General features: G+C 65.8%; 12 protein-coding genes. 4 read left to right on the top strand and 8 right to left on the bottom strand.

Going from position 1 to position 15,452, the window contains the following annotated elements; translation table 11 throughout:
* Positions 1-678: 678 nt before the first annotated feature.
* Genes HKK74_RS08950 through HKK74_RS08960 form a run of 3 tightly spaced genes read right to left on the bottom strand, consistent with a single transcriptional unit; the run spans position 679 to position 5,047 of the window.
* Complete coding sequence (locus HKK74_RS08950; protein ID WP_187242646.1) at positions 679-2,991, bottom strand: nSTAND3 domain-containing NTPase; 2,313 nt, start codon at positions 2,989-2,991, stop codon at positions 679-681.
* 38 nt (positions 2,992-3,029) lie between these two features.
* Positions 3,030-3,578, bottom strand: a complete 549-nt coding sequence (locus HKK74_RS08955) for a flavoprotein (protein ID WP_312881358.1) — start codon at positions 3,576-3,578, stop codon at positions 3,030-3,032.
* Positions 3,575-5,047, bottom strand: coding sequence for a helix-turn-helix domain-containing protein (locus HKK74_RS08960; protein ID WP_187242647.1), 1,473 nt, complete (start codon positions 5,045-5,047; stop codon positions 3,575-3,577). The genes HKK74_RS08955 and HKK74_RS08960 overlap by 4 nt, the downstream gene beginning before the upstream one ends.
* A 245-nt stretch (positions 5,048-5,292) precedes the next feature.
* On the opposite strand from HKK74_RS08960, the gene HKK74_RS08965 reads away from it, so the two are divergent.
* The 3 genes from HKK74_RS08965 to HKK74_RS08975 all read left to right on the top strand — a co-directional run bounded on the left by HKK74_RS08965 (position 5,293) and on the right by HKK74_RS08975 (position 8,781).
* A complete protein-coding gene (locus HKK74_RS08965; protein ID WP_187242648.1) occupies positions 5,293-5,637 on the top strand; it encodes a hypothetical protein in 345 nt (114 codons plus the stop codon).
* Positions 5,638-6,575: 938 nt separating this feature from the next.
* On the top strand, positions 6,576-8,201 hold the full coding sequence (groL, locus tag HKK74_RS08970) for a chaperonin GroEL (RefSeq protein WP_187242649.1): 1,626 nt from the start codon (positions 6,576-6,578) through the stop codon (positions 8,199-8,201).
* A gap of 223 nt (positions 8,202-8,424) precedes the next feature.
* Complete coding sequence (locus HKK74_RS08975) at positions 8,425-8,781, top strand: hypothetical protein (protein ID WP_187242650.1); 357 nt, start codon at positions 8,425-8,427, stop codon at positions 8,779-8,781.
* Positions 8,782-8,837: 56 nt separating this feature from the next.
* Here the strand turns inward: HKK74_RS08975 and HKK74_RS08980 are convergent, their stop codons facing one another.
* The 5 genes from HKK74_RS08980 to HKK74_RS09000 form a co-directional block, all read right to left on the bottom strand.
* Positions 8,838-9,251: an NUDIX hydrolase gene (locus HKK74_RS08980; protein WP_246491367.1), complete on the bottom strand. Its 414-nt coding sequence runs from the start codon at positions 9,249-9,251 to the stop codon at positions 8,838-8,840.
* Positions 9,252-9,255: 4 nt separating this feature from the next.
* Positions 9,256-10,908 (bottom strand): DNA repair helicase XPB, encoded by a 1,653-nt coding sequence (locus HKK74_RS08985; RefSeq protein ID WP_187242651.1) that lies wholly within the window; start codon positions 10,906-10,908, stop codon positions 9,256-9,258.
* Between the two features lie 103 nt (positions 10,909-11,011).
* Positions 11,012-11,356, bottom strand: a complete 345-nt coding sequence (locus HKK74_RS08990) for a hypothetical protein (RefSeq protein ID WP_187242652.1) — start codon at positions 11,354-11,356, stop codon at positions 11,012-11,014.
* Positions 11,357-11,513: 157 nt separating this feature from the next.
* Positions 11,514-13,970, bottom strand: coding sequence for a helicase-associated domain-containing protein (locus HKK74_RS08995; RefSeq protein ID WP_187242653.1), 2,457 nt, complete (start codon positions 13,968-13,970; stop codon positions 11,514-11,516).
* A 76-nt stretch (positions 13,971-14,046) separates the two neighbouring features.
* A complete protein-coding gene (locus tag HKK74_RS09000) occupies positions 14,047-14,661 on the bottom strand; it encodes a TetR/AcrR family transcriptional regulator (protein WP_187242654.1) in 615 nt (204 codons plus the stop codon).
* Positions 14,662-14,948: 287 nt separating this feature from the next.
* Between HKK74_RS09000 and HKK74_RS09005 the strand changes: the two genes are divergently transcribed.
* Positions 14,949-15,446, top strand: a complete 498-nt coding sequence (locus tag HKK74_RS09005; protein WP_312881359.1) for a GNAT family N-acetyltransferase — start codon at positions 14,949-14,951, stop codon at positions 15,444-15,446.
* Positions 15,447-15,452: the final 6 nt, after the last annotated feature.

Raw genomic sequence — 15,452 nt, forward strand, 5'->3', positions numbered from 1 at the left:
GTGGGTCCTCCCTATCGTGCAGTGCCTGGCTGACAGCGAAACTCGCAGATCACATGTTAGGCATGGCGCCTCGTGCGCACGCTTCCCGCCTGGTCATCCTGTCTGCCTTCGCCCACCCTCCGGGGAGCGGGGCAGGGCCCAGGGGTGAAGGTGGAGCGCCCCACTGGACGAACGACCTTCGCCCCTGGGCCCTGGTCTGCTCGGCTTGTCCTAGGCGAAGGCAGGCGGGATGACCAGGCTTCTACCTCAACCCCGACAGACCTTGCGACGGCGAGCCTGGTCGACCATCCCGGAGCCCGAGCCCCCGCCGGAGGCATGTTCGAACTGAACCAGGCGCATCGGAAGCGGGGCTGCCGTCCAATGCTGTAGGCATCCCGTAGGGGCGAGCGATGCGAGTTGGCCGGCGGGCCTGCGGCGGTGAACCGGTGGCGGCGGCGCGGACCCGGTGACAGCGGTCAGAGCGGGCGCGGTCGGCGCGGTTGCGCGGTGGGCGGCCGCCTGGTCCGGCGCGTAGGGACCGGCGCCCACGCCGCACGCCCGGAGCGGCGGTGCCGGGCGGCCGGGGCGGCGACGCGACGCGCCGCCGCTCTTGATCTAAAACGGCTGAATTCGGCACTACCCGGAGTTTATCGGATCTCCTGGGGCTAGACAGCCGCTACGGACGGGCGGACCACCCTGCTAAAGGAGGTCATCATCGTCGCCCGTACTGAATGATTTGTATAGTGATGCTATGTCTATTTCCTCGAACTCAGGCGAACCTGCCTTTTCTGAGACCGAATTCTCTGGACCGCCTAGGAGGCCTAGTGATTCAACTCTATCTTTAGCAGCTTGAAAGTGCGGAAAGATCTGCCCAGGATTCGGGAATCTCTCCAAATACTCAAACAGATCGTCTATAGCTACGTCCCAATCAGGCTCTCTGGTGATCTCTGCGAGCCCTTCGAGCCACTCTTGTGCCGTTTCTTGAAGAGTCTCTTCAATGCGACTTAGCGTTTCGTTGGTTGCGGTGAATCCATTCCTATAGATGATGCGATCAGCTTCCCAGGCCCCGAACCACTCATCTGATGTATTAAAGAGCCAAGAATCCAATTTGCCAGCAACGAGCCCTTCTGACCTAATCATCTTATCTACGGCTATGCCATCACTAACGCACATGTGTGCCATGTTCACATAATCGGCCAAGGTTTCTATCAGTCTAGGATCCAAAACTTCGATGTCAAAATCGATGCTTAGAATTTTGTCCCCCGTATATTCTGCAAGCTCGGACAGTTGATAGTCTAGAGAAATCTCCAATGTCGTTATAGCGCGAACGATAATTGCCTCCTCGTCGGTCCAGTCATCCATAAGCCCTCGCCAGAACGTGGGGGCCGACGTAAAGGTCCGGATAGAAGCGGCAGATAGTTCTTCCCGATAGGGAGTCAAGTAGTCAGGTTCAGGCTCAATCGATCGAGGTTCGCCTATTCGATAAAGAGCCGCTATCTGCTCGAAGTGTATTGCAGATATGAGTAGAGCGTAGATTGACCTGTCATCTGACCTAACGTGGGCCTCCATATAATCCCGAATCGATGGATTATGGTACATAACTAGGTCTGTATCGCCAGGCCATGGGGGCTTGAGCATCGTTCCTTGTGTTATCTTCAGTGCTCTTTTAAAGGCTCGATCGTCGAGTGTTTCACCAAGTGCTATAAGGAATTTGGTCAGTGCATTGTAGAGATCGTATATCCTAACCGGCTGGCTGAGCGTCAGGAGAACCATGAGCAGATAGGAGCACGTTGGTTCGACCTGGTGCTGAATAATGTGATCCCATATGCCTGCAGGGTGATCTAGTGCTGCTAGCACTCGCTTGCGGACGAACTTCCCGTCCTCTCCAAGGCTTTCCGACACGGCTAGACTCTGCTGTATCAGCCTAGGACTAAAGTTCGGGTGATCAATTATCTCGGCATATGCGTCCTCGTTCGCAAAGGCTCGTCGCACCTCGGGTGATAGGTTCGTAAAGAAGAGATGGTTGTAGAGGATTTTTGCTCGGATCGGCCTCGTATAACTCTCTATTGAGACAATGCAATTCCAAGGGCTAAAGTCTTGCCTCGCCAGAGGTTCGTAATTAATCCGTGCTTGCTCGAGTAGATACTCTCGCGTAGTAAGAATCAACCTCTTATTTGGACTCTTGCTAATCAGTGCAAAGAGCTTTATTAGCCTAGCGTCCTCGTTCTTCGAAAACTTCTCCTGTAGGGAGGTCTGGCCCAGGAAGTCGTCAAAGTAAAATACCTGATGCTGACTGTCATTCCACAGTGCGTATATCTCGTCCACACTTTTTGCAACGTCAAATATCGCCCATTCCTTAGAGGCATAGACGGCAAGAAGGATATTGGCGAGTGTAGTCTTCCCGATGCCAGGGATGCCTACTATCAGACAGACTCTCCGTCGCTCTAGTAGGTCGCGCGCTCTTTCCAAAGTCTCATTGGGAACATAGGTTATCGCTGACTCGTGTGCGTCGGTCAGGAGATAAGCGGAACGAGTCAGCGCTTCCCTGTTTATCACTCCCTGGAGTACCGAAGTACTGCTGAGCCACAGTCTGAAATGCCGTTTAACTATCTCTGGCCTTGAGCGCAGTTCGCTTACGATCTCATCTATGCCGTAGATATCGCCTGGTCCAATTACATACGGCGCAAGGATTTCACAAAGAGTGTCTTTTGCTGAGCGGGATAGAGAGGCCGTCGTTGCGAGGATGTATCTATTAGGCTTAAGGGTAGCGACCTTTGGCTTTTCTTTGGTTTTGATGTGACGAATAAGCGCTCTTGCCCCTGAGTGCATCCAATGCTTGCACTGGATGACTATATCGGCACTTCCTGGCATTGACGCGTAGCGAATATCAATGCCAGCATCTGGGCCCCGCGTAAATATTTCCAGCCTGACGTCGAGCTTTGCTTCAAAAAGGTCCTTGCATAGAAGTTCAAAGTCGACATCCGTCAGGCGCCCGACATCGATTGAATCCAATTTGACCTTCTCTGATCACAGGGACTCGAATAGGTGAATTATGTGAGTGCTTTTTCGACTTCTTTTAGTGCGTGGTGCCAAGGGAAGGTTGCAACATGCTGATCCCCGGTTCCCGGAGCATGTGGCTGGAAATCTGGCTGATTTGAACTAAGCCAAACCCCTTCACCCTGAAGCTGGCTAATAGATTGCTTGAAAGCAAGGCGTGAAGCTAGTGCGGAGTTCACAAATGGAAGGACGGCCACGGGTACCCCTAGGCCGACAACTTCGGCGAGGATGCCTAGGGCGTAGGTGTCGCTGATTCCGTTGGCCCATTTGTTGATGGTGTTGTAGGTGGCGGGGGCGACGATGATGGCGTCGGCTTTGGGTGAGCGGGGTTCGTCTGGCTTGCGGTATCGGCTGCGGACAGGGCGGCCGGTCTGGGTTTCAAGGAGGGGAACGTCGACGAAGTCCAGGGCCGATGGGGTGGCGATGATCTGGACGTCCCAGTCGCGCTGTTGGGCGAGGGTGACGAGCTTTCCGACGTCGCTGGCGGGGCCTGCTGCGCACACGATGACGTAGAGCATCCGGCGGCGGTTGGCCTCGGTCACAGACGAACCCCGATCTCTGTGGTGAACTCCCTGAGCTGTCTTTTGATGCTAGGTGGGGACGTGGCCATGAGGTCACGCAATGTCCGGTGGACGGCTGGGCGTGCGGAGATCTCTTCGGGGGCTAGCTGGTGGGCGACGCGGATGATGTCGTGTGCCTTCTCGTGCTTGCCCCACTGGGTGAGGGCTCGTGAGGTGTCGATGAGAAGGGTGGCCTTGCGCTCGGTCAGGGGGATGCGGTCCAGGTCGATCCTGCGAGCTTCCTGGATGGCGGCTCCAGCATCGCCCAGTTGGAGGGCGATGTTGACGCGGTGGAGCTGAACGTTGGTGGGGCCGAACGCGGTCCATCGGTAGTTGAAGTCCCCACCGAGTCGGTTACCGGCATCTTGGGCTTCATCAAGGAGGGTGGCGGCGGTGTGCCGGTCGCTACGTTGGCCGGCGGCGACGGCTCCGCGTAGGAGGAGTGAGCCGTAGACCGACAGGAAGTCGGGTGTGTGCTCGTTGGTGTCGTGGTCGATCTGCTGCGCGTAGGTGCTGGCGGTCTTGGTCGCTGCACCGTGGTGGCCGTCGTTCATCAGGGCGTGGGTGATGATGCGGGCGCTTGATCCGATGATCGTGAGGTCCTGGCTGTTGCGTGCTGCCTGCATGCTGCGGTCGGCGGCGATCCATGCCAGGCCGTCATGGTCGAGTTTGAGCAGGATGCTCGCCGCGACGTGGTGGGCTTCGGCCGAGAGTCCTTCGGCTTGGAGGCGCGTGTCGCCCTCGTAGGTGGCGCATGCGTTCCGGAGGTCGGCGAGGAGCTGTGGTAGGGAGTTGATGACCGTGGAGTACCGGCAGTCCTGGTAGTTGCGCTTGGCGGTGGCGACGGCGGTGTCCAGTCGGTCCATGCTGAGCGTGGTGGAGCCTGGTTTGCTGCTGATGCCGGGGTATCCGGCGAGAGCGGCAGCGAATGCCTCGACACCTTGCAGGGGTGCGCCGTCTCCGGGTAGGTCGGCGAGGATCGCGCTGAACATGCTCGCCCCGGCGAGCTTGGTGAAGCTCCTCCTGCGCAAGGGGTCCCCTTCCTCCCTGACGTCGGGATCTACGTCTAGGGAACCCACAAACACGGGGGGAGCCAAGTCCGCGGGATCATCCCGGGGTGTGATGACCGTCGCGTTCACAGAGGGCGGCAGGGTGAACATGCGCGGTGCCAGGCCCAGAGTCATGCGGGCGGCGTCCGGCATCTCCAGGCCGTCCGCGATGCGCTCGAAGACCTCCAGAGTGAGGACCTGGCGCCCGCCCTTCATGGTCTCGCTGACCTTGCCCTGCGTCATTCCACAGAGAATCGCTATCTGCGTTTGGCTGGCTCCGGCGTATTGCCGCAAAAGGTGAAACAAGCGGCCAATGTCGCGCTCGCGTAGAGCTTCGAGGGTCTGTGGACGCTGCCAGAGGGAATCCGGGATCACGATCGGGTCTGTAGCCCGTCCCGGCATCGCAACTCCTTCTTGACCGGTCGTAACCGTACGTTGCGAGCGTATATCCCGTCGCGGGATATCGCCCGGGAATGGGTTCGTGGGCCTGAATGGTCGATGTTGGGCTGTATGGCGAGCGATCGAGCAGACGAGAACACTCCGTGCCGGTCCTGTGGTGGGCGTGGGTGGAAGTTCCGTCATCCGCGTCGGGCCGTGCTGGTGGGGCTACCGGGCTCGACTCCGGGTCCGGAGGTGCGGCGGGTGCCGTGTTCGTGGTGTCGGCCTGGTCGAGGGGATCAGGTGGCGTGATGTGCGGTGAGACGAGCAAGGATCGGGAGTTGCGGCTCCTGGGTGATCTGTGCGTGGCGCTGGCCAAGCTGGGATACCCGGGGATTCAGTTCCGGGATGCGCTGCCGGGGTTGATCGTGAGCGCGAACCGCGACGGCTCGGGCGGCGCAGCGGCGTACGTGGTGATTCATCACGGGGCGCGGTTCTCGTGGTGGTCGGTGCAGCATCATCACCCGGTCGATGATGTCGATGGAGCGGCCCAGGCGATCGTGGAGTTCCTTCGCCGGAAGCCTTCCGGTGCTGGCGGGGAGCCGGGGTCATGATGCCTCGATCACGCTCGGCCGTCGTGGCCGCTCAGGTACAGATGACTCGGCCGGGGTGGGTGGTCATCTGGTCGCCCTGGCGGCGGATGCTGACCGCGTTCGCTTGTTTCGCGCCTGATCCGGTAGTGATCGATGAGCCGACGCCTGAGCGGTTAGTGGACCAGATGCGGCTGACGGAGCTGGCTTATGCCCGTGCGGCCGGACACGGCGTGTTCGCCTCATCGAACGTTGGCGTTGAGCGGGGAGGCCGCTGGTTCGGTTCTGTGGATGGTGCCCACGCCGGAGGGCGGTAGGCATGGGGGTGGTCTGGTTTCTGGACGTGTACGCGCCAGTGAGTGGTGCGGGCGGCGTGCGCTTTTGTCGTCTGGGGCAGGGGAAGGCCCAGGCGATGTCGTAGGGCCCGGTGACCGCCGGAGCAACGGGACCGGGCCGTACGACTCCACAGCGCGGCGGTGCGGATGCATCGGTCTCACACCCCCGGAGACCGATTCCCGCACCGCCGCGCGCCCCTCCGCCCAGCGATGGCGGCACCTTCGCGCGTTCGTCGATCTGTGGCGCCTGCACAGTGATGCTCATCCTCACGGGATGTGGTGACCCCCGACCTGCGGTCCTGCTCACTCCAGCAGGTAGAGGCGCGGGACAGCGGAACAGGGCGGCACACGCCTGACGGAGGTGTCGGCGGCGTGTCGCCAGGTCAGCCAGAGAGTGACCAGGCTGAGGACATCGGGCCTGGTGGGGCGGGGTCCCGCTTGCACTCGACCAAGGAGAGTGCTAAACAGTCGTTGGCACTCTAATGTGGAGAGTGATAATTCCACAGTCTGGGTCGAGGTGATGAGGCCTGTGCTCTGCGGCGGCATGGATGTCGTTGGGTCGGGTCGTCCGTCGCGGGCGTCGGCTCGATCCATTATGGCCACCCTGTTCCGGGAGGACTGGAGCCTATGGCTGCAAAGATGATCGCGTTCGACGAGGAGGCCCGCCGCGGCCTCGAGCGCGGTATGAACCAGCTTGCCGATGCCGTCAAGGTGACGCTTGGGCCCAAGGGCCGCAACGTTGTGTTGGAGAAGAAGTGGGGCGCTCCCACGATCACCAACGACGGTGTGTCGATCGCCAAGGAGATCGAGCTCGAGGACCCGTGGGAAAAGATCGGGGCCGAGCTCGTCAAGGAGGTCGCCAAGAAGACCGACGACGTCGCGGGTGACGGTACGACCACCGCCACCGTTCTGGCCCAGGCGCTGGTGCGCGAGGGCCTGCGCAACGTCGCGGCCGGCGCCAACCCCATGTCGCTCAAGCGGGGCATCGAGTCCGCCGTCGAGCGTGTGAGCGAGGAGCTGTCCAAGCTCGCCAAGGACGTTGAGACCAAGGAGCAGATCGCCTCCACGGCCTCGATCTCCGCGGGCGACCCGCAGATCGGCGAGATGATCGCCGAAGCGATGGACAAGGTCGGCAAGGAAGGCGTCATCACCGTCGAGGAGAGCAACACCTTCGGGCTCGAGCTCGAGCTCACCGAGGGCATGCGCTTCGACAAGGGCTACATCTCGCCCTACTTCGTCACCGACCCGGAGCGCATGGAAGCGGTCCTCGAGGACCCCTACATCCTGATCGTCGCTTCCAAGATCTCGGCGAACAAGGACCTGCTGCCGGTTCTGGAGCAGGTCATGCAGGCGGGCAAGCCGCTGCTGATCATCGCCGAGGACGTCGAGGGCGAGGCCCTGGCGACGCTGGTGGTCAACAAGATCCGTGGGATCTTCAAGTCGGTCGCCGTCAAGGCGCCCGGTTTCGGTGACCGCCGCAAGGCGATGCTCGCCGACATCGCGGTGCTGACCGGTGGGCAGGTCGTCAGCGAGGACGTGGGTCTCAAGCTCGAGTCCACCTCGCTCGACATGCTGGGCCGGGCCCGCAAGATCGTGGTGTCCAAGGACGAGACCACGATCGTCGACGGCGCCGGAGACGCGTCGGAGATCGCCGGTCGGGTCAACCAGATCCGTACCGAGATCGACAACACCGACTCCGACTACGACCGCGAGAAGCTCCAGGAGCGGCTCGCCAAGCTGGCCGGCGGTGTCGCGGTCATCAAGGCGGGCGCGGCCACCGAGGTCGAGCTCAAGGAGCGCAAGCACCGCATCGAGGACGCCGTCCGCAACGCCAAGGCGGCCGTCGAAGAGGGCATCGTGCCCGGTGGTGGCGTCGCGCTGCTGCAGGCGGGCCGTAACGCCTTCGACAAGATCGAGCTTGACGGTGACGAGGCCACGGGTGCGACCATCGTGCGCCGTGCGCTCGAGGAGCCGCTCAAGCAGATCGCCGTCAACGCTGGCCTCGAAGGCGGCGTTGTGGTGGAGAAGGTGCGCAACCTCGAGCCCGGCCAGGGCCTGAACGCGGCCACCGGCGAGTACGTCAACATGTTCGAGACGGGCATTCTCGACCCCGCCAAGGTCACGCGCTCCGCGCTGCAGAACGCCGCGTCCATCGCGGCGCTGTTCCTGACGACCGAAGCGGTCATCGCCGAGAAGCCGGAGAAGAACGCCGCGCCCGCCATGCCCGGCGGCGACGGCGGCATGGACTTCTGAGTCCATTCCTTCTGCTCCGTAAAAGGGGGGCGGTCCCGTTCAGGGGCCGCCCCCTTACGCGTACGTCGAGGCGGCTGGGAGATGAGCCGCGCTCCGCGGACGTCACCGTTCACCGCCACTGGTGAGCCCCGCCCGGTGGTCGAACCGGCCGCGATCCATACGCGTTCCGATCGATGCGGCGCTTCGGGTTTAGCCGGATGGTCCTGCGCGGTACGTTCCGTGCGTGCAGGGACCGTCCAGGTACACCAACGGCTGGTGGGTATCCCCGGCGATACCCACCACGGCGAACTGCACGCTGGCGCTGCTCTGGGGCTTCTCCGGCTTCGGCGGATGGGGCGAGTCGGCCTTCTGCGCCGGCGACGCCATCCGTGATCCGCATTGCGTCGCCCGGTTCGGCGACGCGGTCGCCGTCTCGCTGGTGCCCGCGGCGGTCGCCGCCGCCATCGCGCTCGCCGCGTGGATGCTGCCGCGGATCCGCCGCGATGATGCCCGGCTTGATCGGGCGCTCACGATCTCGGCGCTCGTGTGGTTCGCCGCCGTGACCGTGCTGTTCGTCGGCGGGCTGCTCGCCAAGGCCTGACCGGGCCGGGCAGGCGGTGGATCAGAGCGTCGTGGCAGGGAAGGGCAGGCGGTGGGTCAGAGCGTCGTGGCCGGGCCGCCGAGCAGATGGTGCCGCTCGGCGAGGTCGAGGGCGAGCCGCCCGGCCGGGGCCAGCAGCTCACGCTCGTCCGGGCCGACCAGGACGACCTCGTCCACCTCTCCGCTCGGCGCGAGAAGGCCGGTGTGGACTCCGGCGAAGCAGGCCATGCGCACCCGGACGCCGTCCGGCTGGTCGTGCGCCGGCGCCTCGACGACGCCCAGTGGGCGGACGGAGGCGGGCGTCAGCTCGACGCCGAGCTCCTCGCGAACCTCCCGGGACACGGCGGTGAGGTCGTCCTCGCCCGGCTCGCGCTTCCCGCCGGGCAGATAGAGCAGGTCACGGCCGCGGGCCCGTACCGCGAGCATCCGGCCGTCGACGGCGTGCACCCACGCCACCACGTCGAGCATCATCGGCTCAGATCTCGTCGCCGGCCAGCACCGCGTCGGCGTCGACGATGCGGTAGGCGTAGCCCTGCTCGGCGAGGAAGCGCTGCCGGTGGGCGGCGTAGTCCTGGTCGAGGGTGTCACGGGAGACCACCGCGTAGAAGCGGGCGCCACCGCCGGATGCCTTGGGCCGCAGCACCCGGCCGAGCCGCTGTGCCTCCTCCTGTCGGGAGCCGAACGCGCCGGAGATCTGGATCGCCACTGAGGCCTCGGGAAGGTCGATGGAGAAGTTGGCCACCTTGGAGACGACCAGACAGGAGATCTCACCGGATCGGAATGCATCGAACAGCCGTTCTCGTTCCCGGATCCGGGTCTCGCCCTTGATGACCGGGGCGTCGAGACGTTCGGCCAGCTCGTCGAGCTGGTCGATGTACTGGCCGATGACCAGGGTCTGCTCTCCGGCATGCCGGGTCACCAGGGTCTCGACCACCTGGGACTTGGTCTCGGTCGTGGCGCAGAACCGGTAGCGCTCCTCCGGCTCGGCGGTCGCGTAGGCCAGCCGCTCGGAGTCGGTGAGCGTGACGCGCACCTCGACGCAGTCGGCCGGCGCGATCCAGCCCTGCGTCTCCATCTCCTTCCACGGGGCGTCATACCGCTTGGGGCCGATCAGCGAGAAGACGTCGCCCTCGCGGCCGTCCTCTCGTACCAGCGTCGCCGTGAGCCCGAGCCGGCGGCGGGCCTGCAGGTCGGCGGTCATCCGGAAGATCGGCGCGGGCAGCAGGTGCACCTCGTCGTAGACCACCAGTCCCCAGTCGCGCGCGTCGAACAGCTCCAGGTGCCGGTAGGTGCCCTGCCGCCGGGTGGTCATGATCTGGTACGTGGCTATCGTGACCGGGCGGACCTCCTTCTTGGTGCCCGTGTACTCGCCGATCTCGTCCTCGGTGAGGGAGGTGCGCTTCAGCAGTTCCTGCTTCCACTGGTGCGCGGAGACGGTGTTGGTCACCAGGATCAGGGTCGTCGCCCCGGCGTGCGCCATCGCGGCCGCCCCGACGATGGTCTTGCCGGCGCCGCAGGGGAGGACCACCACACCGGAGCCGCCGTGCCAGAAGGCGTCGGCGGCGTGCTTCTGGTACGACCGCAGCGCCCAGCCGTCCTCGGCCAGCGAGATCGGGTGCTTCTCGCCGTCGACGTACCCGGCGAGGTCCTCGGCGGGCCAGCCCAGTTTCAGCAGTGCCTGCTTGAGCGTTCCCCGCTCGGACGGGTGCACGGCCACGGCGTCCGGGCCGAGGCGGGCGCCCAGCAGGCCCTTGATCTTCTTGGCGCGGACGACCTCCTCGAGCACCGCGTGGTCGGTCGACAGCAGCACGAGCCCGTGCATCGGGTGCTTCTCCAGCCGCAACCGCCCGTACCGCGCCATCGTGTCGGCCACGTCGACGAGCAGCGCGTGCGGCACGGGATAGCGGGAGAACTTCAGCAGCGCGTCGACGACCTGCTCGGCGTCGTGCCCGGCCGCGCGGGCATTCCACAGCGCGAGCGGGGTCACCCGGTAGGTGTGAACGTGCTCGGGTGCCCGCTCGAGCTCGGCGAACGGGGCGATCTCCCTGCGGCACTGGTCGGCGAGGTCATGATCGACCTCGAGCAGCAGGGTCTTGTCGGACTGGACGATGAGCGGGCCGTCGGTCACTGGCTGCCTTTCAGACTGAGGACAACAAGTGTGCAACAGCCGGAGACCCCCTGTGTCTTCCCCGGTGACTTCCCGCCCGTGTTTCTCCCGCGTGCGGCCGCTCTCAGAAGTCGCTGCTGGAGGAGCCGCTGTCGAACCCGCCGATCAGGATGAGCACCACGATCGCAGTGATGACGATCACGACGTTGGCGGCGAAGATCACCCAGCTCCACGCGGTCAGAGAGCGCGCAGACTCGGGATCGGTGGCGAACCGGTTGACGGCGATCGCTGAGGTGACGATGCCCGGGATGGCCAAGAGGTTGCAGCACAGCACCGTGAACAGGATGTTGCAGATCATCGCGCCGATCGCCGAACCGCTGCCGGACGAGCCGTGGGGGACGCCCGGAGGGCCGTAACCCTGGCCGTACGGGTCCTGCCAGCCCGGAGGTTGACCTCCATATCCGCTCACAGCAGTCCTTCCCCCTACCGGCCAAGATCTGAAGATTACTCGCTCGATGGTGTCAATGGTTGGACTGAATCCGCTATCTCCTGGTTCCCTCCGGCAGCCAAAGAGGGCGCACGGATGGGATTAGTGACGGATCGGGCCCGAGGCGAACGTTGCGCGGTCAGGGCGCGGAGGAGTCGGGGGCGTCGACTTCGGCCATTCCGGTGATGCGGTGCAGGGCGAAGCGCTGCACCGAGGCGCGGGTGGCGTCGTAGGCGGTCAAGAACCCGCCCTCGACCCGGACCGGCTCGACGATGCGGCTGGACGCCTGGCCCTGCTGGTCCAGATAGCCGATCCATACGCGTGAGCCTCGTTCGACCGCGCCGCGCAGCTCCTCGATCGTCGCCATCGAGGGCGTACGCGGTGGTTCGCCGGCGGGGGCCGTGAGCCGGGCGGCCTCTTCTCCGGCGCGCAGCGCCCGCACGGCGGCCGTGATGACCGACGGGTCGAGCGACAGCCGAAGGCCGTCCGCCGCGGTCTCGGGGTACAACCGGGCCGTCGGCTCGGCGCGGTGGGTGTCGAGCCGGGTTATCACCACGCCGCCCTCCGATGACTCCGCGACGGGGGCGAGGCCGAGGCCGCGCAGCGCCTCCAGGAGTTCGTGCCGCTGCAGCCGCGAGGCGATCACGGTCGGCGCCAGCCGGTGCAGCCGCAGCGCACCGGCCCGCCGGTCGGCCATGAGCTCGTCGAGCGTCGCGGGGTCGTCGGTCCGGATGTAGCACGAGGCGATGCCGACCCGCAGGTGCCCGTGCCGCCGGGCCACGTCCTCGATGAGATAGGTCAGCGGCTGGGGGATCGGCGTCGCCGAATGCCGCGTGAGCAGGTCGGCCAACTCGGCCGCCGTGCGTCCCGCGTCCAGAGCGCGCCGTACCGACTCGGCGGTGAACCGGAAGACGGTCGCTCCGCCCGTCGACTCCACATCGGCCATCAGCGCGAGCTCGCGGGCCAGTTCGGTGACGAGCGGGCCGGGGGCGATCGCCGTGAGATCGGCCTGGACCAGCACGTGATCGACCGGCTCCGGCAGGACCTTGACGAGCTCGTTGGTCGCGTCCCGGCCGGACGATGCCCGGTCGGAGAGCAACGCCCGCGCGTGCGACGACAGCGCACCGAGCCCGGTCAGGCCCAGCATCTCCGCCTCGCGCAGCGTCCATCCGACCAGCTGATCCCGGAGCCGCCGCCCGCGCCGTGGCTCGCGCCACGCGAGATGCTCGCGTACGGCGTCGGCGTCCGGTGCCGCCCCGGCCGAGGCCAACGCGAGCAGTACCGCTCTGCGGGTGTGCGCCGCGATGCCCCGCACCGATTCGTCGGCGAGCGCGTTGATGGCCTTGTCCCGGCTGTCCCGTTCGCCGACCAGTCCGGGAACCCGGTCGCCGTTCAGCCATCCGGTGACCAGTTCGGCCCACCGAGTCGCGGTGTCGCGCATGCGCCACACGTCATACGCCTTGGTGGGCAGCCACTCGCCGTCGGTGTCGCCGGTACGGGCGAGCAGCCCGCTCGTGTAGGCCGCCTCGATCAGCAGCGCGGCTCTCCACTGCTCGACGTCGAGCAGTGCGGCCGTCGCGCGCAGATCTCGTACACCGAGACCACCGGTGCGCAGCACCGCCGGCGGATCGACGCCCCAGCGCTCCAGCAGGTCCTCGACCAGCCGTACGACGGTGAAAGCCGCCCCGCCCGCCGTCCGGTCGATCAGTGCTCGGTCGCGTACGGCACCCTCGAGCGGCGGCGGTTCGGTCGTGAGATCGCGGAAGAGCCGGCCCTTCCGCAGGAAGAGGGCCACCTCACGCGGGAGCGTGACCGTCCGGTCGTCGGTGGCCACCAGGAGGCCGCGTGCCAGCAACCGCTCGATCGGGCTGTTCGCGGAGTCGACCCGCACCGCCCGGCGGGCGTTGTCGACCCGGCCGATCGGGGGCCCCCACGCCAGCTCGTTCAGGGCGCCGGCCGCAGCCGGGCCCGCGGCATGGATCAGATCATCGGGAGCGGTGAGACGGTCGGCGAGCACGGTGGTCAGCTCAGCGGGGTCGGCGAAGGCGTTGACCGACGGCAGCCCCAGGGCGTCGAAGAGCATCCGGAGCCGGTCGGCGGAGTAGCTCGCGAAGGCCTCGCGCGCGGGCGGGCCGAGCCCGGCAGGGTGCGGGAGCGCCTGCCGCAGGCCCGGAGCGGTGCGCAGAGCGTCGTCGTCGCCCCAGACCACGCCGTGCGCGCGGAGGCGGTCGACGGCGGCTCGCACGTCTGCGCCGGAGACGCCTGTGCCGGAGACGCCCGTGCCAGAGGCGCCCGTGCCAGAGAGGTCCGTGCCAGAGCGGTCCGTGCCCGCGTTGCCCGCGGGATCGCCGGCCAGGGTGCCGGCGAGCATCTCGTGGGTCACGGGTTGCGTCAGGACCAGCAGGGCCTCGAGCACGTTCAGGGTGAACCGGTCGAGCCGGTCAAGCGCGCGGGAGAGCGAGGCCGGGGCGGCCGCCCGCGCGGCGAGGGCGCCGAGGTCCGCGGGCACGGGGGTGATCAACTCCGGCCGCAGGGCGAGCAAGGTGCGCAGGTCGTCGTCACCGCGCGCTCGCAACCAGTCCGCGTAGGAGTCCATCCGTACAAAGTAACCGGGCGCCGAAGCGCTTCGGTGAAGCACGGTCAACGTACGGCACAGGTGAGGTGCGGGGCGCTCAGGCGGGGGTACGGTCGCCGCTGACCAGCCCGAGGGCGAGGCGGGCCCATGCGGCGACGAACCGCTTCTCGTCGATCCGCTTGGGGGGCTCGTAGAGCGACTCGTTGGCCAGCCAGTAGTTCACGACCGCCCCGCCCAGGATCGAGGCGACCGCGGGCCAGTCCTCGTCGGCGCCGGCGAATTCGGGCTGGGCCGACAGCCAGGTCGCGATGCCGTCGTACAGCGGGTTGACGATGCCTTCGCGCATCTCGGCCACCAGGTCGGGGAACTGATCGAGGTCGCGGAACAGCACTCTGATCAGGTCCTGCTCCTCGCGCATCTTCGCCAGCCCGACCTGGCAGGCGAGGCTGAGCCGGGATGCCAGCGGCTCGTCGTGGAGTGCGCTCGCCTGCTGCAGGTAGGTGCTCAGCTGCTCCCTGGTCCGGGTGATGTGCTCGCGGATGGCCGCGGCGAGCACCTCTTCCTTGGAGCGGAAATGCCGGTAGAGGCCGCCCGCGCCGGGCGACAGCCCCGAGGCCGCCTCGATCTCCGCCACCGAGGTGGCGGCATAACCCCGATCGGCGAACAGCCGCAGCGCCTCGGCCACGATCCGCTCGCGCGTGGATCTCGTCATCGTCGTGTTCCTCCGGCAAGACACTACTGCCGTCTCGTAAGACTTATGCCCGCGATACGCCCCCCGGTCGATGATCTTCTATGCGGGGCCCAGGCCGCTGACCTGATGGGCCGACCGGATGTATGGCCGGACGAATGGTGGGATGGACGGACACGTGCGTGAAACACGGCTCTCCCGCACGGCCGGCACTTGCCCGGCGTTCGAAGCATGTTGCCGTGGTGATCTCCCGCGTCCGCCCGTAGGGCCACTAGAGTTCGGTGACCGCTCGTCGATGGAAGGGGTCTGAGGTGACCTTCCTGCCCGAAGACTTCGTTGTGCCCACCCTGGTGGCCGGACTGCGGTTCCGGATTCGGCCCATCACGGTGCACGACGTGGTGAAGGTGTACGACGCGGTCATGAGCAGCCGTGAGCACCTCTGGGCGGAATTCGGCGATGTCTGGGGCTGGCCGCGGGCCGGCCTGACCCTGGAAGAGACCCTGATCGACGTGGCGTGGCGTCAGCGGGAGGGCGAGCTGCGCCGATCGTTCAGCTTCGCGGTCCTGACCACGGACGAGTCGCGGTTGCTCGGCGCGGTCCGGATCGATCCACCGGGCAAGCTCGGCGTGGACGCCGAGGCCGGCTTCTGGGTGCGCAGTGACCAGGACGGATCGAGTGTGGCGGCGGAGCTCGAGGACTTCGTCCGGGAGTGGGTGACCACCACCTGGCCGTTCAAGACCGTTCGCTACCCGGGGCGGGACATCTCCTGGGACGAATGGCACGCGCTGCCGTCGGTCGAGCACCCCTGATCTGGC

Source organism: Actinomadura alba (assembly GCF_014323705.1).
Lineage (GTDB): Bacteria > Actinomycetota > Actinomycetes > Streptosporangiales > Streptosporangiaceae > Actinomadura_C > Actinomadura_C alba.